Here is a 26,182-nt window from a genome sequence, read left to right as displayed (position 1 = left end):
CAATTTCTGTATCTTCGACTATAGCGACAGTATGGCAAGTGTTGATCAGCCGAAAGTGTGATTCTTTCGCTTTGAATACTCCACGCACGAATGGAGATTGGCCAAATTGCAAAATAGTTGGCCCTGAGCGGTTTGTCGAGCAATGAGGTGTTGGTCGGCTGGCTATTTGAAAGTCGAAAAATCCGGGCTCCGCTTTTCGCCGAACGCCCTGAACGCTTCTGCCGCTTCTGGTGCCTTCAACAGGTCAGAAAATCGTGCGCCTTCTGCGATCATTGTGTCCCTGAGTTCGGCTTGAGTGGGTCGGTTGAGCAGCGCTTTGGTGGCGCGCATGGCTGCCGGTGCCTGTTGGGCCAGTCTGGTGCAAATCTCGCGAGCGGTAGCTTCAGTCTCGGACGGATCGCACACGCGGTTGATCAGGCCGAGGCGGGCCGCATCTTCAGCGGTGAAGGTATCACCCAGCATCAACAGCTCAGCGGCGCGAACCCGCCCAAGCCAGGACGGCAGCAGCAAACTGGAGGCGCCCTCCGGGCACAGGCCCAGGTTGACGAATGGCATCTGAAAGCGGGTGTTGGTGCCGGCGAATACCATGTCGCAGTGCAGCAGCAGGGTGGTGCCGATGCCAACGGCTGGGCCATTCACTGCGGCCACCACGGGTTTGGTGGCACTGGCCAGCAGAAATAGAAAACGGCCGACCGGTGTGTCTTCGAAGGCACCGGGTAAACCCGCAGCGAATTCGCCGAGATCGTTGCCGGCGGTGAAGCAGTCGTTGCTCCCGGTAAACAGCACGCAGCGAATCTCTGGATCGTTTTCGGCCTGTTCGAGGGCATCACCGAGCCCGGTGTACATGGCGTGGGTCAGGGCGTTCTTTCGGTCTGGCCGGTGGATGCGGATGGTCAGGATGCGATTGGCTTGCTCGGTCAGGATGAGGTCAGTCATTGGGCCTCCGGCTCGGATTGTTGTTAAGTGCTTTTTCGTAAGGCTTACTTTCAGGTGTGGTTTTCAGAGAGTAATTATTATTTTGTTAGCATGATAGCTTTTTAGCGGCGGGTTGTTGCAGCTTTTGTACACGGCTTTACCGTTGGCCAGATGCCGCGCCTGATGGATTTTCTGGTAAACTCTCTGGCTCTTTTTTAGACCACGACACCAAACAACGACATCTAGCTGATGAGGCGCCTATGACCACGGTAATCCGCCAGGACGACCTGATTGAAAGCGTAGCGGACGCGCTGCAGTTCATTTCCTACTATCACCCGAAGGATTTCATCGATAGCGTGCACGAGGCCTACCAGAAGGAAGAGTCTCAGGCGGCGAAAGACGCCATGGCGCAGATCCTGATCAACTCCCGCATGTGCGCCGAAGGCCACCGGCCGCTGTGTCAGGACACCGGCATCGTGACCGTGTTCGTGAACATCGGCATGAATGTTCAGTGGGACTGCGAACTGCCCCTGGATGATGTGATCAACGAGGGTGTACGCCGCGCCTATACCCACCCGGATAACGTGCTGCGTGCCTCTATTCTGGACGATCCGGACGGCAAGCGTGCGAACACTGGCGACAACACGCCGGCCATCATTCATTACAAGATGGTGCCGGGCGATACGGTAGAAGTGCACGTAGCCGCCAAAGGCGGTGGTTCCGAAGCGAAATCCAAGTTCGCCATGCTGAATCCGTCCGATTCTGTGGTGGATTGGGTGCTGAAGATGGTGCCGCAGATGGGTGCTGGCTGGTGTCCGCCGGGCATGCTCGGTATCGGTATCGGTGGTACTGCCGAGAAAGCCATGCAAATGGCCAAGGAGTCGCTGCTGGATCCGATCGATATTCACGATCTTCAGGCACGCGGTGCGTCTAATCGTGCTGAAGAGCTGCGTCTTGAGCTGTTCGACAAGGTCAATGACCTGGGCATTGGTGCCCAGGGCCTGGGCGGCCTGACCACCGTTCTGGATGTGAAAGTGAAGGATTATCCAACCCACGCGGCCAACAAGCCGGTGGCGATCATCCCGAACTGCGCCGCTACCCGTCATGCGCACTTTACCCTGAAGGGCAATGGTCCGGCGCTGCAGACTCCGCCTAGCCTGGAAGACTGGCCAGAAATCACCTGGGAAGTGGGAGAGAACGTTCGCCGGGTGAACCTGGATACCGTTACCCCGGAAGATGTGAAGGACTGGCAGCCGGGCGAGACGGTACTGCTGTCCGGCAAGATGCTGACCGGCCGTGACGCTGCCCACAAGAAGATGGTGGATATGATAGAGAAGGGTGAAGAGCTGCCGGTCGATCTGAAAGGCCGCTTCATCTATTACGTGGGCCCGGTCGATCCGGTGCGTGAGGAAGTGGTTGGTCCTGCTGGCCCCACCACCGCCACACGGATGGACAAGTTCACTCACACCATGCTGGAGAAGACCGGATTGACCGGGATGATTGGCAAGGCTGAGCGTGGTCAGGTGGCCATCGACGCCATCCGCGAGTTTGGCGCGGTGTACCTGATGGCGGTGGGCGGCTCTGCCTACCTGGTGTCCAAAGCCATCAAGCACGCCGAAGTGGTGGCTTTCCCTGAACTGGGTATGGAAGCCATTTACGAGTTCGAAGTTGAGGACATGCCGGTGACCGTAGCGGTGGACTCTCGCGGTTCGTCAGTGCATCAGACCGGTCCCGCCGAGTGGCAGGAGAAGATCATCGCGGCCAAGGCCGTCTGATCGGTTTCTCCGTCGGAGAACAAGAAGGGGTGAAGCTTCGGCTTCACCCTTTTTTTATGGCCGCTGTTTTATCGCGCGTACCTGTCTTCGAGATTGCTCAGGACGAGCAGCTGATGTTCAGGTGCTTGCCCCAATCCGGTGGTGGCGCGGCGTATTGCTCGTGTTCGGGTTGCTCGTCGAACGGACGCTCCAGCACTTTGATCAGCTCGTGCATGGGCGCGTAATCGCCGTTCTGGGCGTCCTGGATGACCTGTTGGGCCAGGTAGTTTCGCAATATGTATTTGGGGTTCACTGCGCGCATGGCGGATTCCCTGGCCTCATCAGACCGGCTTTCGGCCTGTAGCCGCTGTTCATAACGCTGCAGCCAATCGCTGGCGGTACTGCGATCCACAAACAGGTCCAGTACCGGGCCGTGGCCGTGTCTGCGAAGGTTGGAGAGTGCCCGGAAAAAACCGGTGTAATCCACATGGTGCTCATGCAGCATGCTGAAGGTGTCCATGATCAGCCCCAGGTCGGACTCATGCTCCTGCTGCCAGCCCAGTTTGTCCCGCATGTTCTGCAGGAAGCGGTCGTTGTAGGCTACTTCGTAGCGGCGCAGTCCCCGGCGTACCGCATCCTCGTCCATCACCGGCAACAACGCGTTGGCCAGATAGCGGCAATTGGTGAAGCCGATCTGTGGTTGCCGGTTGTAGGCGTAACGGCCGCCCTGGTCGGTGTGGTTGCAGATGTAGCCGGCGTCGAAGTCGTCAAGGAAGGCGTAGGGGCCGTAATCGAAGGTGTCGCCAATGATCGACATGTTGTCGCTGTTCATCACGCCGTGACAGAATCCTACGGCCTGCCAGTCTGCGATCAGCCGGGCGGTGCGCTCCACCACCTCTTCGAACCAGCGCTGGTGGCGTTCTTCCTCCGGAAGTGCAATCAAATGTGGGAAGTGCAGTGCGATCACATGTTCAAGCAGGGTTTTGACGGTTTCCGGGCCTTCATGATGGGCGGCAAACTCAAAGTGGCCGAAGCGGATGTGGCTCTCGGCAACCCGGACGAGTGCGGCTGCGGTTTCGATGGTTTCACGACGCACCGGGTCCTTCGCGCTGACCATGAATAAAGCTCGCGTGGTGGGAATGCCCAGTCCGGCCATGGCCTCGCTGCACAAGTACTCCCGCATGGTTGAGCGAAGCACCGCCCGCCCGTCGCCAAACCGGGAATAGGGCGTGGTACCGGCCCCTTTCAAATGCCAGTCCCAGCGCCGGCCGTCCGGCCCGACGGTCTCCCAGAGCAATAGCCCACGGCCATCGCCTAATTCCGGGTTGTACATTCCGAACTGGTGACCGGTGTACTTCATCGCTACCGGATCCATGCCCTCGAGGAGTTCGGCGCCGGCGCCGATCTGGGTCCACTCGTCGGCGTTTTCGGTGTGAAAGCCCATGTCGTCGGCCAGCGCGTGATTGAAGCACACCATACGGGCGTCTTTCAGGGCGCTGGGCTGAACACGGGTGTAGAAACTGTCCGGGAGTTCCAGGTAGCGATGTTCAACTCGAAAATCGTGGTTGCTCATAAAATGCCTATACTCCCACTGGTACGAATACTGCTGTGCTTATTAACCATTCAACCACTGCCGGGACTCCAACATCGTGTCTGAACCTGAGCTGAGACAAACCCTCAACGCCCTGATCAAGCAGGAGGCGCTGCCTGACACCTACGTGAACACCGCCGAACAGACCGTTCTCCCATTGGTTGAGCACCTGGTCGCGCTGCAGCGCAGTGCCAATCGAACCATTGTGGTTGGCATACACGGCGCGCAAGGCACCGGGAAATCGACTCTGGCGTTGTTTCTCCGGGAGATTCTAGGCAAGCATTATCACTGCCCAACTGCCAGTTTTTCGCTGGACGATCTCTACCTTACCAGAGCGGAGCGCTGCGAACTTGCTGACCGCGTTCATCCCCTGTTTCGCACCCGGGGCGTGCCCGGCACCCACGATGTCGAGTTGGGTCAGCAGGTAATCAAGCAACTTAGAGCGGCGCAATCGACCGACCAGACACCCATCCCGATGTTTGACAAGTCTGTCGATGACCGGGTTCCACGGGCTGAATGGCCTGTATTCCAGGGGCCGGCGCAGGTAATCCTGCTCGAAGGTTGGTGTGTGGGCGCGCGGCCCGAGCCGGATCAGGCTCTGGAGCAGCTGCTCAACCCTCTGGAGTCTGAAGAAGACATGCACGGCATTTGGCGCAGAACCGTGAACGACTGTCTGAAGGGCAGCTACCGCCGGTTCTTTGATGACCTGGACACGCTGGTGATGCTGAAAGCCCCCTCTATGGACAGTGTCCGGGAATGGCGAACTCTGCAGGAGCACAAGCTGGCAGAAAAGATCAAAAACGCACCAAAAGCGGGCGAGGGGTCCGGCGCCGCCCAATCATTGCGCATCATGACCGATGCCGAGGTGGACCGGTTCATCATGCACTACGAGCGCGTCACCCGCGCCTGCCTGATTGAAATGCCCGAGCGAGCCAATGTGTTGATTGAGGTGGCTGAGGATCATTCCCTTGGGTTGCCGCAGTTCCGAACCTAGTAACGGAGTATTTCCATGACCAAGCCGAAGCTACTGATCATCTCTGACCTGGATGGCACTCTTCTCAATCACGAGAACTACCGCTGGGAGGCGGCCGCGCCAGCACTTAAACGGCTTGATCAGGCCGAAATTCCGTTAGTTCTCAACTCCAGCAAAACCGCCCCGGAGATCCGCAAGGTGCGGCAGGAACTGGGTAACGGGGCGCCTTTCATTGTCGAAAACGGTGCAGCGGTGGTGATTCCGGCGGGCACCTTCGGAAATAACGAGGAGCAGGTGGTTAATTTTGGGGCATCCAGGGCCGATGTCCTGGCGGTGCTGGCGGCTCAACGCAAGGCCGGTGCCCGGTTCAAAGGCTTTGAGGATATGTCGGCCAAGGAATTGGCTGAGTTGACCGGGCTTGATGAAACATCGGCTGAAATGGCCAAGGATCGGCTCGGGACTGAGCCCCTGTTGTGGGAGGGGCCGGACGAAGAACTTGCTGGATTTCAGACAGCCCTGATGGCCGAAAACCTGCGCCTGGTGCAGGGCGGACGGTTCTATCACGCCATGGGTGTCTTCGATAAAGCCGATGGGGCCCACTTTTTGCTGGGTAAATACCGGGAGCACTTTGGTGAGCAGCCGGTAGTTGCCATTGCCCTGGGAGACAGCCCCAACGATCAGCAAATGCTGGAGTCGGCGGATATCCCGGTTGTGATTCGAGGCGTTCACAGTGACGACGTGCAGCTGCCATCGGCCAAACACGCCATGCGCTCCCTCAAGCCCGGCCCGGACGGCTGGAATGAGTGCGTACTCAATCTCCTGTTTGAGTACGGCTACTAACAAGAGAACCGGTTCCAAAGAGGAGAGCCGCCATGGGCGACTTTTACCAGAATGGCATTGTCACCACCCTGCACAACCTTGTTCGTCGGCCCGTGGAGGATCTGGAGGCGGAACTGATGGAGTTCCGCAAGGCCCGCCCCATGTCCCTGGTTCTACCTTCGCTCTATTCCGAGCTGGAAGGGCCAGCGCTCAAGAACATCGTGCACGAACTCACCAAGGTGCCGTATCTGGACCAGATCGTCATTGGCCTTGATCGCGCCAATGAGGAGCAGTATCGCCACGCCCTGGAGTATTTTTCGGAACTGCCTCAGAACTTCAAGGTATTGTGGAACGATGGGCCACGGCTGAGGGATCTTGACCTGAAACTGCGAGAGCAAAACCTGGCGCCCACGGAGATGGGTAAGGGGCGAAACGTCTGGTACTGCTTTGGCTATGTGTTGGCCTCGGGTGTGAGCAAGTCCGTGGCGCTGCACGATTGCGACATCCTGACCTATTCCCGGGACCTGGTGGCCCGGTTGATCTACCCCGTCGCCAACCCGGGCTTCAACTACATGTTCTGCAAAGGCTATTACGCCCGTGTTGCTGATGGAAAAATGAACGGCCGGGTCAGCCGACTGCTGGTGACGCCGCTGATTCGCGCCCTGAAGAAGGTATGTGGCCCCAGCGACTTCCTGGATTATCTCGACAGCTATCGTTACCCACTGGCGGGTGAGTTTTCCTTCCGTACGGATGTCATCAACGACCTGCGCATTCCCAGCGACTGGGGCCTGGAGGTTGGCGTGTTGTCCGAGATGAAGCGCAACTACGCCACCAATCGTCTGTGCCAGGTGGACATTGCCGATGTCTACGATCACAAGCACCAGGAATTATCCGCGGAAGACGCCAGCCGTGGCTTGTCCAAGATGAGCATGGACATTTCCAAAGCGCTGTTCCGAAAACTGGCCACCAACGGCGAGATCTTTTCGTCAGAGAAGTTCCGGACCATCAAGGCCTCGTACTTCCGCATTGCCCTGGATTTTGTCGAGACCTACCAGAACGATGCCATCATCAATGGCCTGACCTTTGATCGCCACAAGGAAGAAAAAGCGGTTGAGCTGTTCGCTCAAAACGTGATGCGCGCCGGCGCCTATTTTCTCGACAATCCGATGGACACACCGTTTATCCCGAGCTGGAACCGGGTGACCAGTGCGATTCCAGATATCAAGGAACAACTGCTGGAAGCGGTGGAGCTCGATAACCGGGAATTCCGCCCATGACCCAGGCACTGAAGACAAAACTGGCGTCCCTGCTGACCACCGTTTATCCGGATCTGGATTGCGAGGCCTTGGCTGACCAACTGCTGGAAACCATGGGGCTGGAGCCCGAGCAACCGCCACCACCGGCACACCAGAACAACTGGGACGAGGCCGATGTGGTTCTGATTACCTACGCCGATTCGGTGCAGCAGCCGGATCAGAAGCCGCTGGTCACCCTGCATCAGTTTTTGAGGGATTGCCTGGCAGACAGTGTTTCCACGGTGCACATCCTGCCGTTCTTTCCATTCAGTTCCGATGATGGGTTTTCCGTGATGGACTACCTGGCGGTGAACGAATCCCATGGCAGCTGGGAACAGGTTGAAGCCATTGCCGCAGACTTCAAGCTGATGGCGGATCTGGTGATCAATCATATGTCGGCCCGCAGCCGCTGGTTTGAGAATTTCCGCAAGCGGGTGGATCCGGGCAAGGACTACTTCTTTGAGGGCAATCCCCGGGACGATCTGAGCGCCGTGGTTCGGCCCCGCACCTCGCCACTGCTGAGCCCGGTGCAGACCGAGGATGGTGAACGCCACGTCTGGTGTACCTTCAGTGAGGACCAGGTCGATCTGAACTTTGCCAACCCTCAGGTGCTGATTGAGTTTGCCGGCATCATCCGGCAGTACCTGGAGCGCGGGGTGATTGTGTTTCGGCTGGATGCCGTGGCGTTCCTCTGGAAGGAGCCGGGTACCCCCTGCATTCACCTGCAGCAGACCCACGAGCTGATCAAGATTCTGCGATTGTTGATTGAACATCACAGCCCGACGGCGGTGGTGATTACTGAAACCAACGTGCCCAACCGGGAGAATCTGACCTACTTTGGCAACGCCAACGAGGCCCACGTTATCTACAATTTCTCGTTGCCACCGTTGCTGATCAACACTCTGGTGACCGGGAATTGCCGGCACCTGAAAACCTGGTTGATGAGCATGCCGCCGGCCCAGATGGGCACTACCTATCTGAACTTCATTGCCTCCCACGACGGCATTGGTATGCGGCCCACTGACGGCCTGTTGAGCGAGGAAGAGAAACAGCGGCTGATCAACACCATGGATTCCTTCGGCGGCAAGGTGTCCTACCGGCGGACCGCGGATGGGCGGGACCAGCCCTATGAGATCAACATCGCGCTATACGACGCTCTCAAGGGCACCGCGGAATCCGGTGCTGATCACTGGCAGTTCCAGCGGTTTATTTGTGCCCATACAGTGATGCTCGCCCTGGAGGGCATTCCGGCGTTTTACATCCACAGCCTTTTAGCCACGGAAAACGATCTGGAGCGGGTTGAGAACACCGGCCGGCTGCGGTCGATCAATCGGAGTCAGTGGCAGCTGGATAAGCTGGAACAGGCGCTGGCGGATCCGCTGACTCATCACAGCAAGGCCTTTCACGAGTTGAAGCGACTGATCGCTATTCGCCGCAAACAGTCGGCGTTTCACCCCAACGCGACCCAGTTCACCTTGCACCTTGGTTTGCAGTTGTTTGGATTCTGGCGCCAGAGCATGCGGCGGGATCAGTCTATCTTCTGCATCCACAACATCAGCAACGAAATCCAGCAGGTGGCCTTGAGTGACATTAACCTGATTGGCACCGATGAGTGGGTGGACCTGATCTCGGGCATGACCATTGACGACCAGTCCGGCAGCATTACCCTGAAACCCTACCAGAGCGTCTGGTTGTCGAATCGGGAGTAGGGCAGAATGCCTGCATGCCCGACACGATCCCAGCCCGTAAACCCCGCACTCTTCTGCTCTCCGCCTACGACGCCGACAGCCACCGGCGCTGGCGGGAGCAGCTGGTCGCCAGCCAGCCAAGGTTCCATTGGCAGACTCTCACGCTACCCGCACGGTTTTTCCGCTGGCGGATACGAGGCAACGCCCTTACCTGGTTAAACGAGCCTCTGTTGCAGCAGCAGTGGGATCTGCTGCTGGTGACCTCCATGGTGGATCTGGTCTCCATTCGAGGCCTGCATCCGCACTTGGCTGCAACCCCTGCTGTGTTGTACATGCATGAAAACCAGTTCGCCTACCCGGAGTCGCAAGGGCAGCATGCCAGCGTCGACCCGCAGATGGTGAATCTCTACAGCGCCCTTGCCGCCGATGTTGTCCTGTTCAACAGTGACTGGAACCGTCGCAGCTTTCTGGAGGGGGTGGCCCGGCTCTACCGCAAGCTGCCCGATGGTGTGCCCAGTGAGACACTGGGCCAGCTGGCGGACAAATCCCAGGTGTTACCCGTTCCCATTGAGGACCGCCTGTTCGTAGATCGCACGGAGCCACTGAACCGAACCTGTCCGCATCTGTTATGGAATCATCGATGGGAATACGACAAGGGCCCCGATCGCCTGTTGTTGCTGTTGGATGAGCTGGAAAAGCGGGGCCAGGACTTTCGCCTGAGCGTGGTGGGGCAAACCTTCCGGCAGCAGCCGGAGGCTTTCGATGGGATTCGCCAGCGCCATAGCGAGCGCATCCAACACTGGGGCTTTCTGCCCAGTCGCTCCGACTACGACCGCCTCCTAGCCGAGGCAGATGTGGTGATCTCGACGGCACTGCATGATTTTCAGGGCCTTGCGATGCTGGAGGCGATGGCCGGTGGCTGTCTGGCGTTGGCTCCTGAACGCCTGGCTTATCCAGAATATGTCCCACCTTCGCAGCTCTATCCCAGCGTTGCTGACGATGCCCGAGCCGAAGCGCGCGGTGCCGCTGACCGGCTGACAGCAATGCTGAACCGATCTGTTGAACCCCTGAAACCCCTGGAATGGGGCATGGGCAGGCTTGCGGCCGCTTATGAAAATATTCTCATTACAACGCTGGAAAAACATCGGGTATGCTGAGCTGATGTTCCAAAACCGAGACCTCAGACATGATGAAAGCGATCAAGGTAATCGGAGACAAACTCAGCTGGGAGGACTGTGACGATTACACAGAACTGCCGGCCGACCATGTCAAAATCGATGTTGTCTGGACTGCAATCAATCGCGCTGATCTGATGCAACGAGCCGGCTTGTATCCACCACCGCCGGGTGCGTCCGATATTTTGGGCCTGGAAGTCAGTGGCCGCGTTGCGGCGCTGGGTGAGTCGGTTAGTGGCCTGGAAGTAGGTCAGGAGGTTTGCGCCTTGCTGACTGGCGGCGGTTACGCCACCAAGGTAGTGGTGCCCGCGGTTCAGGTATTGCCCGTGCCTAAGGGCTATTCACTGGATCAGGCTGCGGCCATTCCGGAAGTGTTCGCCACCGCCTGGCTCAATCTCTATCAGGAAGCGGAACTGCAGCCGGGCGAGCGCCTTCTGCTTCATGCCGGAGCGAGCGGCCTGGGTACGGCCGTTATCCAGTTGGCAACAGCGTTTGGCAACCCGGTGTTTGCAACTGCGGGCGATGCAGCAAAGCTGGAAACCTGTCAGCAGCTGGGCGCAACTGGTGTCTGGAACCGCAACGACGGCTCGTTTGTCGATGCCGTGAAGAGCTGGGGATGCGTCGATATGGTGCTGGACCCGGTCGGAGGCAGTTACATCGGCGAGGATCAGAAAGTCCTGAACGTGGATGGCCGGATCGTACTCATTGGACTGATGGGTGGCCGTTCGGCCGAGGTGGATCTTGGCCTAATGCTGGTAAAGCGTCACCGTCTGATTGGCTCCACACTGCGATCGCGGACCGTGGTCGACAAAGGCAAGGTAATGCAGGCGCTGCACCGGCACGTATGGCCGTTGCTGAGCGCTGGGCAGATCCGCCCGCAGATCGACAGCGAATGGCCGATCACCAAGGTTGAAGAGGCGATGGCTTACGTTGCCGAAAATCAGAACACCGGGAAGGTTCTGCTGAAGGTCGCAGACTGACCTTCCCGGTTATCACAGTGCTGCCAACCAATCAGTCGGCGATGTGCACCAGCTGCTTGCCGAAGTTCTTGCCGTTGAGCATGCCTTTGAAGGCGTCAACGGCATTCTCCAATCCCTTAACAATGGTTTCCTGGTACTTCAATTCGCCACTGGCGATGCGTGAAGCCAGAATGTCCGTGATTTCCTGATGCTTGTCCTGCCATTCGGTGACGAGGAAAAAGCGATGCTCGGGCACCGGATCCAGAGCCTTGAGGACGTGGAAGGGTGTTTCTACCGAGGCCATGTCAGTAGCGTTGTACGCTGACACGTAACCGCAGATGGGGACTCGTGCGCCGTCGTTTAACAACGGTGCCACGGCTCGGGTAACGGCACCGCCAACGTTTTCGAAATAAACGTCGATGCCGTCGGGGCAGGCAGCCTTCAGATCAGCCTCAAGGTTGCCCGCCTTGTAATCGACGCAGGCATCAAAGCCCAGCTCGTTAACCACGAAACTGCATTTCTCCGGACCACCGGCGACGCCGACAACCCGGCAACCTTCGCTTTTTGCGGTTTGACCGACCACCGTGCCAACCGGGCCTGAGGCGGCAGAGACCACCACGGTTTCGCCGGCCTTGGGCTGGCCAACGTACATAAGGCCGCAATAACCGGTGCGCCCCGGCATGCCCGCCACGCCCAGATAGGTTTGCAGGGGCACGTTATCCTTCTGGTGAATCTTGTAGACCATGGGTGCGTCGGCGGGGAAGGTTACGTATTCCTGCCAGCCCGAATAACAGGTCACCAGGTCGCCCACCTTCAGTTTGTCCGAGCGGGATTCGACAATGCGGGCAACGCTTTCGCCCACGATGGGCTCATCGATACCAATGGGGTCCATGTATCCCTTGGCGTCGTTCATGCGTGGGCGCATGTAAGGATCCAGCGAAAGCCAGAGAATCTTGGCAACGACTTCGCCGTCACCAGGCGCCCTGACCGGCCGCTCTTCCATGGCCAGATCGCCTTCCTGGATTTCCCCTTGCGGGCGTTGTTTGAGCACCACGGCTCTGTTTTTGTATTCGCTCACAGCGTTCTCCGGTTGCATAATGAAACCAGATTAGGGTGCAGCAGAATCAGCCTGTGGTCAACCTCCCATCTTGGAGAGGTGACCGGGTCGTTTGGGTTACATTCATTCAGGCCGTCGGTATACTTCCGTTCACGCTCAGGATGAGCACTATTTTTCTTCTTCAAGGACGGAAGACATGCCCCAGGCAAGTGGATTGCAGTTCACCGCCCGTGTTGGTGAGCTCCCCCCCGATGTTTTTTCTGTGGTTGGCTTTGCACTGACCGAAGCCCTTTCCGAGTTGTTTCATGGCCGCCTGCAACTGGCCAGTATCGATCCGTCGATTGGTGCTGAAGCCGTGCTCGAACAGCCTGTTGAACTGATGATCTGGCAGGATGGCGAACCGCTGCGACGCTTCACCGGTGTGGTCAGTGAGTTTGTCCGCGGCGACTCCGGCCACCGCCGCACCCGCTATGAACTGGTCATCCAGCCGCCGCTGTGGCGGTTGGGGCTGATGCACAACAGCCGGATGTTCCAGAAACAGCACCCTGGTGCCATTGCACGCACGCTGCTGGAAGAGCGGGGCATTGTGGACTCGGTGATTGAACTTAAGCGCGAGTCGGTGGAACGGGAATACTGTGTTCAGCACCGGGAAAGTGATCTGGCGTTTCTGGAGCGACTGGCGGCCGAGGAAGGCTGGCATTATCGCTATCAGCACGGCGCGGTCGACGGCAGTGCATCGGCGGGGCTGATTGTGGCCGACCATCACGGCGATGCACCGGTTTTGGCTCCCGTAGCCTACAACGCCTCTGCGGGCGGCAGTCACCGGCGGCTGTCAGTGTTCAAGTTCCGCTACCAGGAGCGGGTTCGGGCTGCTTCCGTTGCGTTGAAAGACTATACCTTCAAAAATCCCGCCTACGCCCTTATGCACGAGCAGAGTGCCAGTGCTTTTAACCACCGCGACGACTACCAGCACTTCGATTACCCGGGCCGATTCAAGGCCGACGCCAGTGGTCAGCCGTTCACCCAGGCCAGATTGGACGCGCTGCGAAACGACGCCAGTACCGCCCGAGGCGAAAGCAATCGCCCGGACTTCGCACCGGGCGCCAAGGTTGAACTCACCGACCACGACCAACCGACCCTGAACCGGGACTGGCTGCTCACGGCCGTTACTCATCGGGGCCAGCAACCACAGGCTTTAGAGGAAGAGGGCGGATCGGAACCGACCACTTACCACAACAGCTTCAGCGCCATCCCCGCGAACCTCACCTGGCGGCCACAGTGTGTCCATCGCCCCCTCATGGACGGCCCGCAGATTGCCATCGTCACTGGCCCCGAGGGTGAAGAAATCCACTGCGACGAACACGGCCGGGTGAAGGTGCGCTTTCCCTGGGATCGTTACAGCCAGAACGACGAACACAGCAGCGCCTGGTTGCGGGTCAGCCAGGGTTGGGCTGGCGGGCAATATGGCTTTATGTCGTTGCCCCGAATCGGCCATGAAGTGATTGTGTCCTTTCTGGACAGCGATCCGGACCAGCCGATCATCACCGGGCGCACCTACCACGCCACCAACCAACCGCCGTATGCGCTGCCGGAACACAAAACCCGCACCACCCTGAAAACCCAGACTCACAAGGGCGAGGGCAGCAACGAGCTGCGCTTTGAAGACGAGGCTGGTCAGGAACAGATCTACGTGCACGCCCAGAAAGACCTGGACCTGCTCACGGAGCATAACCGTACCGAGGTGATTAAAAACGACAGCCACCTGACCGTTAGGCATCAGCACGTCTGTCATGTCGGAGGTAGTTCACACACCAACATCGAAGGAGAAGCACGAGAGCGCTATGGCGCAGATGTTTTTCAGGACATCGGTGGCACTCTCCACACTTCGGTGGGCGGAGGCTCTGCCAGCGAGGCGGAGCATGAAGCGCACCACAAGGCGGGCGCCAAAGTGGTTCTGGATGCCGGGTCGGAGCTCACCATTACCGGAGGAGGCAGTTTCATCCGGCTCGACGCCAGCGGTGTGACCTTGAGCGGTCCGGGTATCAAGATTAATTCCGGTGGTGCGCCGGGCAGAGGCTCAGCGGTTCAGGTAAACCAGCCGGATCTGCCCAGGAAGGTGGAGTCGGAATCTGCCGTCAAAGCGCCCGCGGACAGCCTTGCGGACGTTCACCAGAGACGCAATGCCTCGCCAGAGACGGTTGCCTTTAACGGCATCGAGAAACCGAACCGAGAGCTGATTGTTGATGTAATCGGAGGCACCTCCACAGGCGAGGATGTCGTGGTCATCAAACCGCTGGCAGTGGAGGTAGATCAGTGAGCAATATGCTGAGTTTCAACGATGAGACTCTGGGCAACGCCATCCGCCGGCGTGCGGATTATGATGACCAGAACCGGGGAACCATGGTTCTGGCTGTGCCCAGGCGAGCCGGCGGGCACATCCACCTGCCACTGATCGAGAAGGCCCGATCGAATATCGAGCAGGACGAACACCAGGAAAATACCCTGCTTCGGATCAAGCCTTTGGCAGAATTGACCAACAACCTACCCGTAAAGTCCGGTGGCTTGACCTTTCATACCGGCAAAGGGGTTGCCCTGCTGCGCCCCGGGTATCTTTACGTATTCCGGGGCAAGGAGCTGTGGCGCGAACTGGAAGTGGATGCGGCCGGTTTAATGAGTGACGTTGATCTTTCAGCCGTCCGACAATCCTCAAACGGGGCAGAGCAGACCGGAAACCGAAATCGGGTCAGTGAAGGCGAATGGCTGTCAAACATCCTTGTTCCCGTGCTTCTTCAGGGCCGCGCGGTTCTCAGTGAGATACGAGTGGCCTTCAGCGAGGTGCAGTGGGACTGGGCCTATATTCGTCGTCTGGAAGAAAACGCGACCTCCAGGCAGGCCCGGACCACGGGCATTGATCACGCCTGGCCGGCAGCCACTTTGGATGAACTTGTCTTTGATAAAGGCTATCCCGCCTCAAAAATTACCAATGTGCAGGGAATTCGGGGCCGGGATCTTGGTATCGAACTTATGCTGGAAGATCCCGCTGAGTTTCTGCCCGATTTCGAAGTGCCGAACGCCAGAGAGCTTTGCATGCGCGTGAAGCACCGCCTGACGCAGATAGCCGAAGAAGATCAGCCGCCGCTAAACATGGATCTTCATGTTGGCCAGGGTGAAGACCTGTTGCAGGACCTTCGTGACCAGAAGGGCGTGGTGTGCGTTTCCATTCCTGATCCGCTGTTTCAGCTGCGGCATTCCCTCAGTCAACTGCATCTGGCGCTTCACTATCTCGATGCGGTCGACGTATCGCTTAAACAGAAACCTATGGCTCACTCAGCCATGCTCATTCGACAGGCGGTGTTCGACCCGCTCACTCTTGATCGCAAAACCGACTTGCAGAAGTACGCCGACGCCATCAACAAAGACAAACTTGATGAGGTGCTCGACACCAAAGAGAAAGACCACGCAGTCGCAGTGATTGATCGTCACGTTGAACGGCTGCAAGAGATGATGAAAAGCTCCGTGCTCGAGGCTGTATTGAATGATTATTGCGCTTGCACCGATGTAGCGATCTGCGAGGGCTACCTGCTGATTGCCGATCAGTTGAATCTGCTGCAGCAGATTCCCGGTGTAATGCGGGCAAATGGGGTGGCTCGTGACTACGACCTCTTCAAGAGCCTCAAAGGGTGGCTTTTCAACAGCGGTTTCCTGGCTGCCTGGGCTCCTCAGAAACCAGGTTCCGAAAACAGCGATGAGGTGAGTGACACGGAATCTCGATACCACAAACTCCAGCAACTGACGGAGGACTCCAGCGAAATCACTGAGGAAATGCTGGACCGCCTGAACCTGCAGTCCCTCGCATACCTGGAAAAACAGCTTCACGAACGTGAAGAAGGTGCGACGAGCATTGCTAAGAATATCCAGGACGCCGGCAAAGTGGGCAATCTGGTCATCCGCTCGCTGGAGGAATGGTGTACTGCGGTGCTCAAAGTGTGCGAGCGGCTCATAGAAGAGGGGACGGTCAACCAGGTCCAGGTGCAGCGTGTGATGGCGTCGGCAGTCTCGAACTTCACTCTCGCCGATCCGTCGCTCGCTGGCATCAGCATTGTCAGTCGTGGAGGCGTTGAGTCGTCGGGCACGATTCTTGGTGTGAGGGGAGAGGGCCTGACTCGCGGACTCACGGAGTTTGACCGAACCGAGGGCATTCTGACCCGTAAAAACGATTATCTCTACGCCGACTTGGTGGACGACTCCGGCGCAATGTTAGGTTCGACCAGCCCCACTCGGGCGGCGGACGAAATGGAATTGGCAATTCAAAAAGCCGCCGGTCATGCATCGGTTTTTTATGCGCCGGCGGGGCATGCTGAGGCGAGGAAGCTCAGTTTGATCAAGGTAGATATTGCGGAAAAAGCCAAGGACATAGTGGATGGACCCGCTGTTTCCCGTGGGCTCGTGGTTTTGGCGGCTTTCAACGTTTTTGTTGAAGCAAGAGCGTCGATTGAAGGTATTCGTCAGGGGAATGAACAGTGGCCATTGTTGTTGTCAAAATTTGTTAGCGCAGCCGTGGATCTAACGGCAGCATCCTTTAAATTGGCCCAAGTTTTGGGACAACTGGGTGGGGCTCAAGTCTCTAATGCAAGACAATATCGGATTGCCACACGGCCACTTTTCGACGTTAAGAACTGGTTTTTCATTGGTAATCGCTTGCGAAAAGTCGGTGCCCCGAGCTTGGTACGGGTGGTCGGGTTGGCAAGCTTTGTCGCAGGTGCTGTCACAGCAGTTTTGAGTTGCGCGGAAATGGCGCTCGGTTTTCACAATAGAGATTTCGATGCCGCCATTGGGCATGCAGTCGCGTTCACCGGCGGGCTGATTTATGTCGCGCACCCTCTCATGGCCACGCTTTTATCTATTCCTGGGTGGGGCTGGGCGCTACTGGGGATGAGTCTGGTCTTGGGCGGGAGTTTATACGCTAACAACGTCGCCGACGACGCCTTCGAAAAACTCATTAAACGTGGACCACTAGGGCTCTATCCGAAACCAAGCCAAAGTAACGTCACTGACGACGCATATTTCGCTCAATTAATGACTTTAATGTCGCCGATCGTTGTTGATGTGCAAACTTACCAGAGCGTCGCTAAGGATCTTGAGTTCTCCCGCGCGACGCAGTCGCCGGACCCGGAAGACTACGTAGTGACGGTTCGAATGCCATTAGTGAGCAGGCTGATGGTTTCTTCCTCTCAACTGCCGGGAACACCTCACAACTCGTTTAATCTTCTGGTTCAGGAAGTTGCCTATACTTCTGCGTCGATCGATACGCATGGGCCTGCTGGGAAGGTAGAGAACCAGTACATAGCGTCTACAACGCCTTTAAGAAAAGTGGTGGCTCGCCAATCTTTGCCCGATGAAGGAGGAGTGCGTTTTCTGGTTAAAAGACAACTGGAGAACGAAAGTAGGAGCTACTGGGGCTATGACGAGGCTGTTTGGACCACAGTGAGAGTCGGAGTTCAGGCGGTTGTTCGCACTGAACTGGGTTCGATTGTGCTGCCAACCCCTGTGAATGATGAGTATGAGCCTTTCGAGCTTTCGCGTCATGGAAATCCTCCTGCCAAGGGACGCTTTGCGTCCGATCCATTGGCTCAGCCGGACGCGCCCTATTGGTTCTTTACTGAGGAAGAAGTGTGAGCGACATGGAAAACGCCAGGCATGATGCTTTCAACGCGTATTCGTCAAATAGTATTGGTGCGCTTCCGGAATGCCCGGCCAAGCGCCCGCGAATTGGTGACGAACTGCAGCCAGCGGGGGACTATGCCGGCTTAAATCCATATTTTCTTGTGGAGAGGGACGTTGAAGCGGTGCAAGACCAAGACCATATCGATCCGGAATTTAAAGATGCGGATTGGTGGTGGAGTCATGAGCGAATAGGTTTCCTCAATGGGAAGCTCGGCTTAAAATTTTTGATATTGATTATCCCTTTCGCATGGGTACTCATGCTCTGGCTTGGGGGGCCGGGACTCATGATCTGGGGCATCAGTGAGTTTGATCTCATCCACCGCGTGCCCGCCACGCTATTGGTGATCCTTTTCGTCTTATTGACCTTTGGATGGTTAGGCCTCGCTATATGGGCTACCCCCTACACCACTAACTGGCTAATGAGTACCGGCATCGGTTTTTTGCTAAAACCTTTCGAAAAAACCATTGAAAGTAAATTGGACGAGACTTTCGAAGACGGATACAGCGAGCTAAATCGCCTCAGCGGTCAGCTTCGTTTTGCGATGGGGCGAAAACGATTCTTTGAAGCGCCGTTCGTGGAATTCGATGCCTACGTTGAGCGAGTGATCCAGCACGGGGGCATTTTCTACCGATTGATGTTTGTCCACCGTTACACCCAGAAGACGTTCAACCAGACGTGGCTCAGCGGCATTGAAGCCTCAAAAAACGAAGTGCTGGCGCTATGGGACATGCTCCAACGCTACATGGACGTGTCTGAACCACTACCCGATGTGCCTCGATTGGAGCCGTTCCGTCATCTGGATCCTGTGACTCGCGAACACGACATTGAAACGAATCGAAACCCACGGTACTGGCGCGACCTGGATCTGGAAGCCTGGAAAGCCGGTGAAGGTGCTCAGATGTTAAGGCGGCAAAGCCAGTACCCCTGGGCGTCTCGCGAGTGCAAATTGACGCCCCAGCTTGGCAAGACGTCTATGGCTGATTACAGAAAAGTGCGACCAGCAGAAGCGTGGCCAATTTAATATTCATCGGAGGAAACTTTTTAGGCGCTCAAGTCTAAATCGTTATGATTTGAAGCTCAGTTCAAAGGATGAACAGATTATGCGAAAGGAAATTCGTCAACGATTAGAAAACGGAGAAAGCCGGGCAGATGTCTTTGAGCAAATGCGCGGCGATGTAGGCAATGAAGAAAGACTTGCTCAGAAGATTGCGACCGTTCGGATTCAACCCGCGACTGGCCGCCTGATTTACATTAATTACTTGCTACTTTTCTTTGTACTTGCACAAACCATATTTGGCATATGTGCAGCGTGGATAGAGTTCGGATCGGTGCATGCCGATTTGGTTGTTGAAGTGTCTTTCTTTGTCGGCATCATCACAGTGCTTTACGTCATCGGTATTGCCCGGATGAGCTTTCTCGGATTCGCATGTTTTTTGATGTTCTGCTTTATGACGGTGGCCGACTACATTTACATTTTCGAAGTAACACCCGTCATCTCGATCCTTGGGCTGCTCATAGCTGTTATCAATTTCGCGTTGGCCTACTTTCTCAAAGTGCGTCTATTTCCACATATGGGGTTCTCGGCGATCCGTAAAGACAATCAAGGGCGCTTTGTCCTTGAATAGCGTGACTCCTATGCTGAAGCCTAGATAGGCCATTCCGCCGGTGCTACAAAGATTCGTCGCTTTTCGCACCAGCTATTTGTGGGTTGGTCAAACCAGAGCTCTGCATACAGGCGAGGTATCTGATCGTGCTTTATCAGAGTCAACGAGTGCTCTGTAGAGTCAGCTTCAGGTGTTTCAAACTGACGCCAGGGCCCGACCCAGTGAGGCTTGTGCAGTTGAACCCAGGACGACGTGTCGGTTGTAGTCAGGTCGTTGGCGTAGGTCCACCAACCACGAAGATGATTGGTTGGCGTTTCGGCAGGTGGTTCCAGATAGTCCGATAATGGATAAAACAGGTAACCCGGCATGAAGATCCGGGCGGTCAGCGGCCCGGTGATGCCGTGGTCGGAAAGTAAGGCCTGGGTTTCCGGCTGATGGGTGCGGGTGCTCTGGTGATTGATCAGTCGGTCGCTCTTCAGATCGAGGCGATCCCGGGCATTGGGACCATACCAGAGAGCGGTGTCGTTGCCGTTCGGTACGCCAAGGTAGTACTTGATTGCGATTTCATGATGCTCAATTCGATTCTCAGTGGTGTTGTGAACAACGAAATCCAGCTCACCGAGGGTATGTCCGTTCGACTGTATCTGGGCGTTTTTTAGCAGGATTGGCCAGCCAAGCAGATCAGTGAGCATGACTTCGTAGAGGCGCTCGAAATAAAAGCCCAAGCGCCGTTGGGGTGGTTCTCTGAGCAACGCGGGCGCTGTGTCCAGATTCTGGTCCCAGGCCAGAAGTCGTTCTGGGTAATCCGCTGGTAGGTAGTCGGCGGGCTGAAATGAAGCCGACGCAAAGAGGAGCTGTGGGGCCGAGCACAGCCAGGCGAGATGGCGCACCGCCGGGTGGCGGAATTCCAGAAGGCTATTGTTAGGGGTACGTACTGTCATCCGTCCAGAATACCGTAAACTGGTTGTCAGTTAAGGGCGAACCCACGCCCTACATCAGTAAGCCGTAATCAGGAGCCGATATGCAATACCTGCACACCATGATTCGTGTCAGCAACCTCGACGAGACTTTGCACTTTTTCTGTGACCTTCTGGGCATGAAAGAAATCAGTCGGAAGAGCAGCGAAAAAGGCCGTTTTACTCTGGTGTTTCTGGCGACTCCAGAAGATGAAGCGCGTGCCCGCGAAGAGAAGGCTCCCATGATTGAGCTGACCTACAATTGGGATCCCGAGGAGTATTCCGGCGGTAGGAATTTTGGCCACTTGGCTTATCGGGTAGATGATATCTACGCGCTGTGTGAGCGCCTGCAGGCGAATGGTGTCACCATTAACCGGCCTCCCAGGGATGGTCATATGGCTTTCGTGCGCACCCCGGACAACATTTCCATCGAACTTCTACAAAAAGGTGAGGCGCTTGCACCAAAAGAGCCTTGGGTCAGCATGGAAAACACCGGTAACTGGTAGCTTGCCGGATCCGGGGCACTAAATGCAGCGGCCCCAGTTTTTTGCATCAGGATGATGCGGTTACAACATGGAGCGTGTGATGGATGATTGGCAAGGATGCCTGGCGCCTGAATGCCAGACGGCGCTGGTAAAAGCGCGAGACAGCGTTAGTGAGCGCGGTGGTGCCGTTATCACTGTGGAAGATTTTCTGCTCGCGCTTCTTGATACCTGCCCCGATATTCCCCGTTTTCTGCGCGGCTGCGGGATAGATCTTGATGAGCTGGTGCGAACCGTCCAGTGTGAGCAACCGATCGTTACCGAGGTTGGTGCAGAGGGCGCGTTGTCGTCTCAGCTGGTCGACTGGTTTGCGTGCGCCCGAGACCTCAGCAGCGCCCCCTGGCTCGAATGGAGTCTGCTTCTCAGCGTGCTCACGACGGGCATGGAGCGTTTGCAGGATAAGGCCTATGTTGCGGTGCTTGAGTTGGTGCCCAGTTGGCCATGTGAAGGCATAGACACTTTCCCGGCAGGAATCGAATCCAACACCGGTGCGCCCCTGGTGGTTACCAATGCGCAGTGGGTGGAGTTGGCGGAAGATGTTGCCATCACGGTTTCCGCGTCATCCTCTTCGTTGCTTTGGATCCGAGCAGAACGGGGAGCCGGTAAGTCCAGTTGGCTGCCAATTATGTTGGCGGCGGTCAATCGGGATTATCTGGAGCTGGATCTGCGTCGCGAGGCCGAGGTAATGGCCAACGATTTGCCGGCTCTTGCTGCGTCAGATCAGACCTCCCCGCGTGAGTGGCCATTGCTGATACTGGACAACACATCGCCATCAGACCTGATGCTCATGATGGAGCGGCCAGGAAGTCTGGCGTCTGAGCTGGTCACCAACTGGCGAGGACCGATACTGTTACTCGGGCCCGAGCGCGCAGAGGAAGATCATTGTTACTTCGAGCGTCGTCTGGGGCGCTCTCTGCAGATTGTCGATTTGCCGAATTGCGATGCTACTCAGCGCGAGGCGATACTGACTGCACATCAGCCTGATATCGAAAGGCGTTGGAAGATTGAGCTTTCCGCGCCGGTCCTTCGGTTTGCGGCCCATTGTTCAAACAACCGTATAGCCACTCCCGGTGCCATGCTGGAGTGGGTGGAGCGGGCCGCCGCCAGGCTGGATCTGTTTGCCCGTTGCGGGCCCATGGGCAGGGTGGCTCTGGCCGGCGCGGCAGATACTTTGCACCGGCAGCATCTGGTGGCGCTGGCACGTGCGGAGGCGGCACCTCCGATCTCTGATGCGCTCGACGACATCGAGCGCCGGCAAGCTGCACTGGGAAAAAACTGGTGTGAGCGAAAAGCAGAAGGCACGCTGAGGCGATTGTTGGTGGCTGACCTGGAGCATGAACTGGAACGTTGGCTTGCAGCGGACACCGGCCCGGTTCACTATGTGCTGCATTGTAATCAACAGGATGGAGATTCAGCCGGTGCAGGATCTGGAAATATACATTCGTGACCTTGCAGAGGGCACTGTTTCACAGTGGCTGACTGGTCATCTGGACAGTCTGGAGCTGGATGACAGTCAGGTGACGTCAGTGATCAAGGGGCACGCCCTGTGTGCAGGTAAACGGTTGAGGATATCGCTGTATCCAGGTGCGTTCGGAAAACGTTTCACCTGTCTGGTGATGGAAGGGGAGAGTCTGCCCTGGCATACCGACCTGGAGTGCGCGAGGAGCGCCTGGCGTTCCATGGATACGGAGATCCGATGCAGTCCGGGCGATTGGAAGGAAGGGGAGCCGGTCGCCGATGAAAAATGGTGGCGGTTGGATCACCGGGGTGAAAACCTGGTCGTCTGGAACTAAAAAAGGCAGCCCGAGGGCTGCCTTTTTCATGGACACCGGTGTCAGTCGCTCAGGATCGACACGTTGTCTGCCTGCAAGCCTTTGTCCGCTTCTACAACATTGAAGCGAACCAGTTGGCCCTGACGCAGAACCCGGCGGCCGCGGCCACGAATGGCGCGGAAGTGAACGAATACCTCGTCACCACTGTCGCGAACGATAAAGCCGAAGCCTTTCTTCACGTTAAACCACTTCACGGTGCCTTCTTCGTCACCCTCGGGGCTACCGTCGTCGTAGTCGGCGTCATCGTCATCATTATACGACGGGCTCTGTGAGCGTGCGGTTGAACCAGATGAGCTGCGTGTTGTGCTCTTCTGCTTGGCCGACAGGGAAACTGCCAGGAAACCGGCCACGGTGAAGATCACTAGTGCAATGATGTAGGCGGCAATACCCTGGGCGCTGCCAAGGACAAACGTGGTGCTGTTGGCCAACTCGCTGGACTCGGACTGCGAAAGGATCTGAAACAGTTCCGGGGTAAATGACACCAGCAGGAAACCGAGGATAAAAGGAGCTGGAATGGCGATCAAAAGAGCAACAAGGATCGCTTTGGCTGGATTACGCATTGACTAAGATTTCTCCATTCTTGTAACGCTAACGATAAAAAACCGGATATCGGGTAAAATCGCATACCCGGTCGATGAAAACCGCCGGTTGGCCTGTTGGTAAAGGCGCCTGCGGGCAAAAGCGGCATGATAGCAGATTATCCGGTTTGCTGACCAAGGCAATGGTATTCAACAGCCCTGAACGTGCCGAAGTTATCAGTCGAAGCTATCTACTAAAGCTATCTACCAAAGCTATCAGCAAAAGAAATCAAAGGGGCAGATAGTTACACAGTCACATTCTCAAACGTTCCGTGCACGGGAGTTGCAGCAGCAGTCATGAGTGAGAAAGATCTGGAAACACGACTCGACGAACTGGAAACGCGGATGGCGTTCCAGGATGACGTCATCAATACGCTGAGTGAGCAGGTGGCCAAGCAGGAATTAGAGCTTCGCGAGTTGTGGCAAGCCAAGCAACTGTTACATCGGCAATTGAAAGAAGTTTCCCCCTCGAACATCAAGAGTGAAGAGGAAGAAACACCGCCCCCTCACTACTGAGGCAGGGCGGCTGGGGCGGCGTCAGGCCAGAAGCTCAACCAGAATTTGCTCGTAAATCCGGGAAAGCGTATTCAGATCCTCGGCCTTCACGCACTCGTCCACCTTGTGGATAGTGGCGTTGATGGGGCCGAGCTCCACGACCTGAGCGCCAGTAGGGGCGATAAAGCGCCCATCGGATGTTCCGCCCGAGGTCGACAGCTCGGTTTCCCGACCGGTGACCGTCCGGATCGCATTCTGGCTGGCTGTAACCAGCGCACCGCGGTCGGTCAGGAACGGCCGGCCACTCAAATGCCAGTCCAGATCATATTTCAAGCCGTGACGGTCCAGGATGGCGACCACCCGCTCTTCAAGACTCTCGGCGGTGTTCTCGGTGCAGTAACGGAAGTTGAAATGCACCAGGCACTCGCCGGGAATGATGTTGCTTCCGGTTCCAGATTCGATCTTGGTGATCTGGAAGGTCGTGGGTGGGAAGAAATCGTTGCCATTGTCCCAGAACTCGCGGGCCAGCGCGTCCAGTGCCGGTGCCGCTGTGTGTACCGGGTTCTCTGCCAGATGCGGGTAGGCGACGTGGCCCTGAACACCCCGAACCGTCAGGTAGCCGTGCAAAGAGCCCCGGCGACCGTTCTTGATCACATCCCCGACTTCCGTCGTGCTTGAGGGCTCACCAATCAGGCACCAGTCAATCTTCTCGTTCCGGGCTTCCAGGGTTTCGACCACCTTCACGGTGCCGTCCTGGGCAGGGCCTTCCTCGTCACTGGTGATCAGCAACGCGATTGACCCACGATGGTTCGGATACGCCTCAACGAAGCGTTCACAGGCGGTGACAAACGCTGCGAGGCTGCCTTTCATATCGGCCGCCCCGCGACCCAGCAGGAAGCCGTCTTTAATGACCGGCTCAAACGGAGGGTGTGCCCAGTTTTTCTCCGGGCCCGTTGGAACGACGTCGGTGTGACCGGCGAAGGCCAGCACCGGACCCTCTGAACCCTTTCGGGCCCAGAGGTTGTCAGTGTCGCCAAACCTCAGGTTTTCGCCGTCAAAACCGAGCGGTCCCAGGCGCGACATCATCAGCGCCTGACAGCCCGCGTCATCCGGTGTGACCGATTGCCGGCGGATCAGGTCGACGGCCAGCTCAAGGGTTTTCGACTCAGTTGTTTGCATGCAGTTCTTCGTTCAGCTCGATGGCGGACTTGTTGGTTTTGCATTCCACGGCGCCAGTCTGGCTGTTGCGACGGAACAGCAGGTCGGGCTGGTTGGCCAGGTCACGGGCCTTGATAACTTCCACCAGCTTGTTGTTGTCATCCAGCAGGGCTACTTTGGTACCGGCGGTGATGTACAGGCCGGCCTCAACCTTGCAGCGATCACCCAAGGGGATGCCGATGCCGGCATTGGCGCCAATCAGGCAGTTCTCACCCACCGCGATGATGATGTTGCCACCACCGGACAGAGTGCCCATGGTGGAGCAGCCGCCACCTAGGTCGGAGCCCTTGCCGATCATGACGCCCGCAGATATGCGGCCCTCGATCATGCTGGTGCCCTCGGTACCCGCGTTGAAGTTGATAAAGCCTTCGTGCATGACAGTAGTGCCTTCGCCGACATAGGCACCGAGACGTACCCGGGCGGTATCGGCGATTCGTACGCCGGTTGGCACCACGTAATCGGTCATCTGCGGGAACTTATCGACGGATTTCACTTCCAGCGTGCGGCCTTCAACCCGTGCCTGCAGCTGGCGGTCCGGCAGCTCGCCCAGGTCGATAGCGCCTTCACTGGTCCAGGCGAGGTTCGGAAGTAATCCGAAGATACCATCGAGTTTCAAAGCGTGAGGCTTGGTCATGCGATGGGAGATAAGGTGCAGCTTGAGGTATACCTCAGGCGTGCTGGAGGCTGTGTCGTCGGTTTCCAGGATAGTCACCACAACCGGACGTTTGCTGTTTGCGGCAGTTTCCGCAAGCCGTGCCTGGTCGGCCTCGCCGATCTGACGCAGGGCATGGGCAAGTTGGTTGAGCTGCTCGGCGGTGGCACTGATCGCCTGATTTCCGCCCTTGTAGTCCAGGGCGTTCTGCACCACTTCCATCAGGGCGTTATCGGGGGTCATAACCGGCTGCTGGTAATAGACTTCCAGCCAATGTCCCTGCCTGTTCTGGGTGCCGATGCCGATACCGAATGCGAAACTCATCAGGTGGTTGCTCCTTTATGATCGTCAGAC

22 protein-coding genes are annotated in these 26,182 nt (G+C 57.1%); 15 read left to right on the top strand and 7 right to left on the bottom strand.

Annotated features, from left to right (window positions below):
- Positions 1–162: 162 nt before the first annotated feature.
- Complete coding sequence (locus FGO67_RS15940; protein ID WP_203301672.1) at positions 163–936, bottom strand: enoyl-CoA hydratase; 774 nt, start codon at positions 934–936, stop codon at positions 163–165.
- A 239-nt stretch (positions 937–1,175) separates the two neighbouring features.
- Here FGO67_RS15940 and FGO67_RS15935 point away from each other — a divergent pair, with 239 nt between their 5' ends.
- Positions 1,176–2,690, top strand: a complete 1,515-nt coding sequence (locus tag FGO67_RS15935; RefSeq protein WP_203301671.1) for a fumarate hydratase — start codon at positions 1,176–1,178, stop codon at positions 2,688–2,690.
- A 97-nt stretch (positions 2,691–2,787) separates the two neighbouring features.
- On the opposite strand, the gene FGO67_RS15930 is transcribed toward FGO67_RS15935, so the two are convergent.
- The gene (locus FGO67_RS15930) at positions 2,788–4,242 is read right to left on the bottom strand and encodes a protein adenylyltransferase SelO (RefSeq protein ID WP_203301670.1); all 1,455 of its coding nucleotides are present in this window, start codon (positions 4,240–4,242) and stop codon (positions 2,788–2,790) included.
- A 76-nt stretch (positions 4,243–4,318) separates the two neighbouring features.
- Between FGO67_RS15930 and FGO67_RS15925 the strand changes: the two genes are divergently transcribed.
- Genes FGO67_RS15925 through FGO67_RS15900 form a run of 6 tightly spaced genes read left to right on the top strand, consistent with a single transcriptional unit; the run spans position 4,319 to position 11,190 of the window.
- The gene (locus tag FGO67_RS15925; RefSeq protein WP_203301669.1) at positions 4,319–5,254 is read left to right on the top strand and encodes a hypothetical protein; all 936 of its coding nucleotides are present in this window, start codon (positions 4,319–4,321) and stop codon (positions 5,252–5,254) included.
- Positions 5,255–5,269: 15 nt separating this feature from the next.
- Complete coding sequence (locus FGO67_RS15920; RefSeq protein WP_203301668.1) at positions 5,270–6,073, top strand: HAD-IIB family hydrolase; 804 nt, start codon at positions 5,270–5,272, stop codon at positions 6,071–6,073.
- A 32-nt stretch (positions 6,074–6,105) separates the two neighbouring features.
- A complete protein-coding gene (locus FGO67_RS15915) occupies positions 6,106–7,329 on the top strand; it encodes a glycosyltransferase family protein (protein ID WP_203301667.1) in 1,224 nt (407 codons plus the stop codon).
- Complete coding sequence (locus FGO67_RS15910) at positions 7,326–9,056, top strand: sugar phosphorylase (protein ID WP_203301666.1); 1,731 nt, start codon at positions 7,326–7,328, stop codon at positions 9,054–9,056. The genes FGO67_RS15915 and FGO67_RS15910 overlap by 4 nt, the downstream gene beginning before the upstream one ends.
- A 14-nt stretch (positions 9,057–9,070) precedes the next feature.
- Entirely contained in the window at positions 9,071–10,192 is a 1,122-nt protein-coding gene (locus FGO67_RS15905; protein WP_203301665.1) for a tRNA-queuosine alpha-mannosyltransferase domain-containing protein, read from the top strand.
- 32 nt (positions 10,193–10,224) lie between these two features.
- Positions 10,225–11,190 carry an NAD(P)H-quinone oxidoreductase gene (locus FGO67_RS15900; RefSeq protein WP_420844523.1) on the top strand — a complete coding sequence of 322 codons (966 nt, stop codon included), beginning with the start codon at positions 10,225–10,227 and terminating at the stop codon, positions 11,188–11,190.
- Between the two features lie 31 nt (positions 11,191–11,221).
- Here FGO67_RS15900 and FGO67_RS15895 read toward each other — a convergent pair whose 3' ends face one another.
- Positions 11,222–12,247 carry an NADP-dependent oxidoreductase gene (locus FGO67_RS15895; RefSeq protein ID WP_203301663.1) on the bottom strand — a complete coding sequence of 342 codons (1,026 nt, stop codon included), beginning with the start codon at positions 12,245–12,247 and terminating at the stop codon, positions 11,222–11,224.
- Positions 12,248–12,422: 175 nt separating this feature from the next.
- Here FGO67_RS15895 and FGO67_RS15890 point away from each other — a divergent pair, with 175 nt between their 5' ends.
- The 4 genes from FGO67_RS15890 to FGO67_RS15875 all read left to right on the top strand — a co-directional run bounded on the left by FGO67_RS15890 (position 12,423) and on the right by FGO67_RS15875 (position 19,576).
- Positions 12,423–14,543 carry a type VI secretion system Vgr family protein gene (locus tag FGO67_RS15890; RefSeq protein ID WP_203301662.1) on the top strand — a complete coding sequence of 707 codons (2,121 nt, stop codon included), beginning with the start codon at positions 12,423–12,425 and terminating at the stop codon, positions 14,541–14,543.
- 5 nt (positions 14,544–14,548) lie between these two features.
- On the top strand, positions 14,549–17,902 hold the full coding sequence (locus tag FGO67_RS15885; RefSeq protein WP_338039586.1) for a toxin VasX: 3,354 nt from the start codon (positions 14,549–14,551) through the stop codon (positions 17,900–17,902).
- Positions 17,899–18,972, top strand: a complete 1,074-nt coding sequence (locus FGO67_RS15880) for a hypothetical protein (RefSeq protein ID WP_203301660.1) — start codon at positions 17,899–17,901, stop codon at positions 18,970–18,972. The genes FGO67_RS15885 and FGO67_RS15880 overlap by 4 nt, the downstream gene beginning before the upstream one ends.
- 79 nt (positions 18,973–19,051) lie before the next feature.
- A complete protein-coding gene (locus tag FGO67_RS15875; protein ID WP_203301659.1) occupies positions 19,052–19,576 on the top strand; it encodes a hypothetical protein in 525 nt (174 codons plus the stop codon).
- A 20-nt stretch (positions 19,577–19,596) separates the two neighbouring features.
- Here the strand turns inward: FGO67_RS15875 and FGO67_RS15870 are convergent, their stop codons facing one another.
- The gene (locus FGO67_RS15870; RefSeq protein ID WP_203301658.1) at positions 19,597–20,496 is read right to left on the bottom strand and encodes a DUF1853 family protein; all 900 of its coding nucleotides are present in this window, start codon (positions 20,494–20,496) and stop codon (positions 19,597–19,599) included.
- An 80-nt stretch (positions 20,497–20,576) separates the two neighbouring features.
- Between FGO67_RS15870 and FGO67_RS15865 the strand changes: the two genes are divergently transcribed.
- The 3 genes from FGO67_RS15865 to FGO67_RS15855 all read left to right on the top strand — a co-directional run bounded on the left by FGO67_RS15865 (position 20,577) and on the right by FGO67_RS15855 (position 22,846).
- The gene (locus tag FGO67_RS15865) at positions 20,577–21,017 is read left to right on the top strand and encodes a VOC family protein (RefSeq protein ID WP_203301657.1); all 441 of its coding nucleotides are present in this window, start codon (positions 20,577–20,579) and stop codon (positions 21,015–21,017) included.
- Positions 21,018–21,096: 79 nt separating this feature from the next.
- The gene (locus FGO67_RS15860) at positions 21,097–22,500 is read left to right on the top strand and encodes a hypothetical protein (RefSeq protein WP_203301656.1); all 1,404 of its coding nucleotides are present in this window, start codon (positions 21,097–21,099) and stop codon (positions 22,498–22,500) included.
- Positions 22,472–22,846, top strand: a complete 375-nt coding sequence (locus FGO67_RS15855) for a hypothetical protein (protein WP_203301655.1) — start codon at positions 22,472–22,474, stop codon at positions 22,844–22,846. Before FGO67_RS15860 ends, FGO67_RS15855 begins: the two co-directional genes overlap by 29 nt.
- A 41-nt stretch (positions 22,847–22,887) precedes the next feature.
- On the opposite strand, the gene FGO67_RS17255 is transcribed toward FGO67_RS15855, so the two are convergent.
- Positions 22,888–23,445 (bottom strand): cold-shock protein, encoded by a 558-nt coding sequence (locus tag FGO67_RS17255; RefSeq protein WP_203301654.1) that lies wholly within the window; start codon positions 23,443–23,445, stop codon positions 22,888–22,890.
- 315 nt (positions 23,446–23,760) lie between these two features.
- Here FGO67_RS17255 and FGO67_RS15845 point away from each other — a divergent pair, with 315 nt between their 5' ends.
- The gene (locus FGO67_RS15845) at positions 23,761–23,979 is read left to right on the top strand and encodes a SlyX family protein (RefSeq protein ID WP_041342487.1); all 219 of its coding nucleotides are present in this window, start codon (positions 23,761–23,763) and stop codon (positions 23,977–23,979) included.
- A 21-nt stretch (positions 23,980–24,000) separates the two neighbouring features.
- Here FGO67_RS15845 and dapE read toward each other — a convergent pair whose 3' ends face one another.
- The gene (gene dapE, locus FGO67_RS15840) at positions 24,001–25,137 is read right to left on the bottom strand and encodes a succinyl-diaminopimelate desuccinylase (protein ID WP_203301653.1); all 1,137 of its coding nucleotides are present in this window, start codon (positions 25,135–25,137) and stop codon (positions 24,001–24,003) included.
- Positions 25,124–26,152 (bottom strand): 2,3,4,5-tetrahydropyridine-2,6-dicarboxylate N-succinyltransferase, encoded by a 1,029-nt coding sequence (dapD, locus tag FGO67_RS15835; protein WP_203301652.1) that lies wholly within the window; start codon positions 26,150–26,152, stop codon positions 25,124–25,126. Before dapD ends, dapE begins: the two co-directional genes overlap by 14 nt.
- Positions 26,153–26,182: the final 30 nt, after the last annotated feature.

The sequence above is a fragment of the Marinobacter sediminum genome (genome assembly GCF_016820575.1).
GTDB lineage: Bacteria > Pseudomonadota > Gammaproteobacteria > Pseudomonadales > Oleiphilaceae > Marinobacter > Marinobacter sediminum.
The sequence above is the reverse complement of the archived record's forward strand: the minus strand, read 5'-3'. Positions and strand labels throughout refer to the sequence as shown.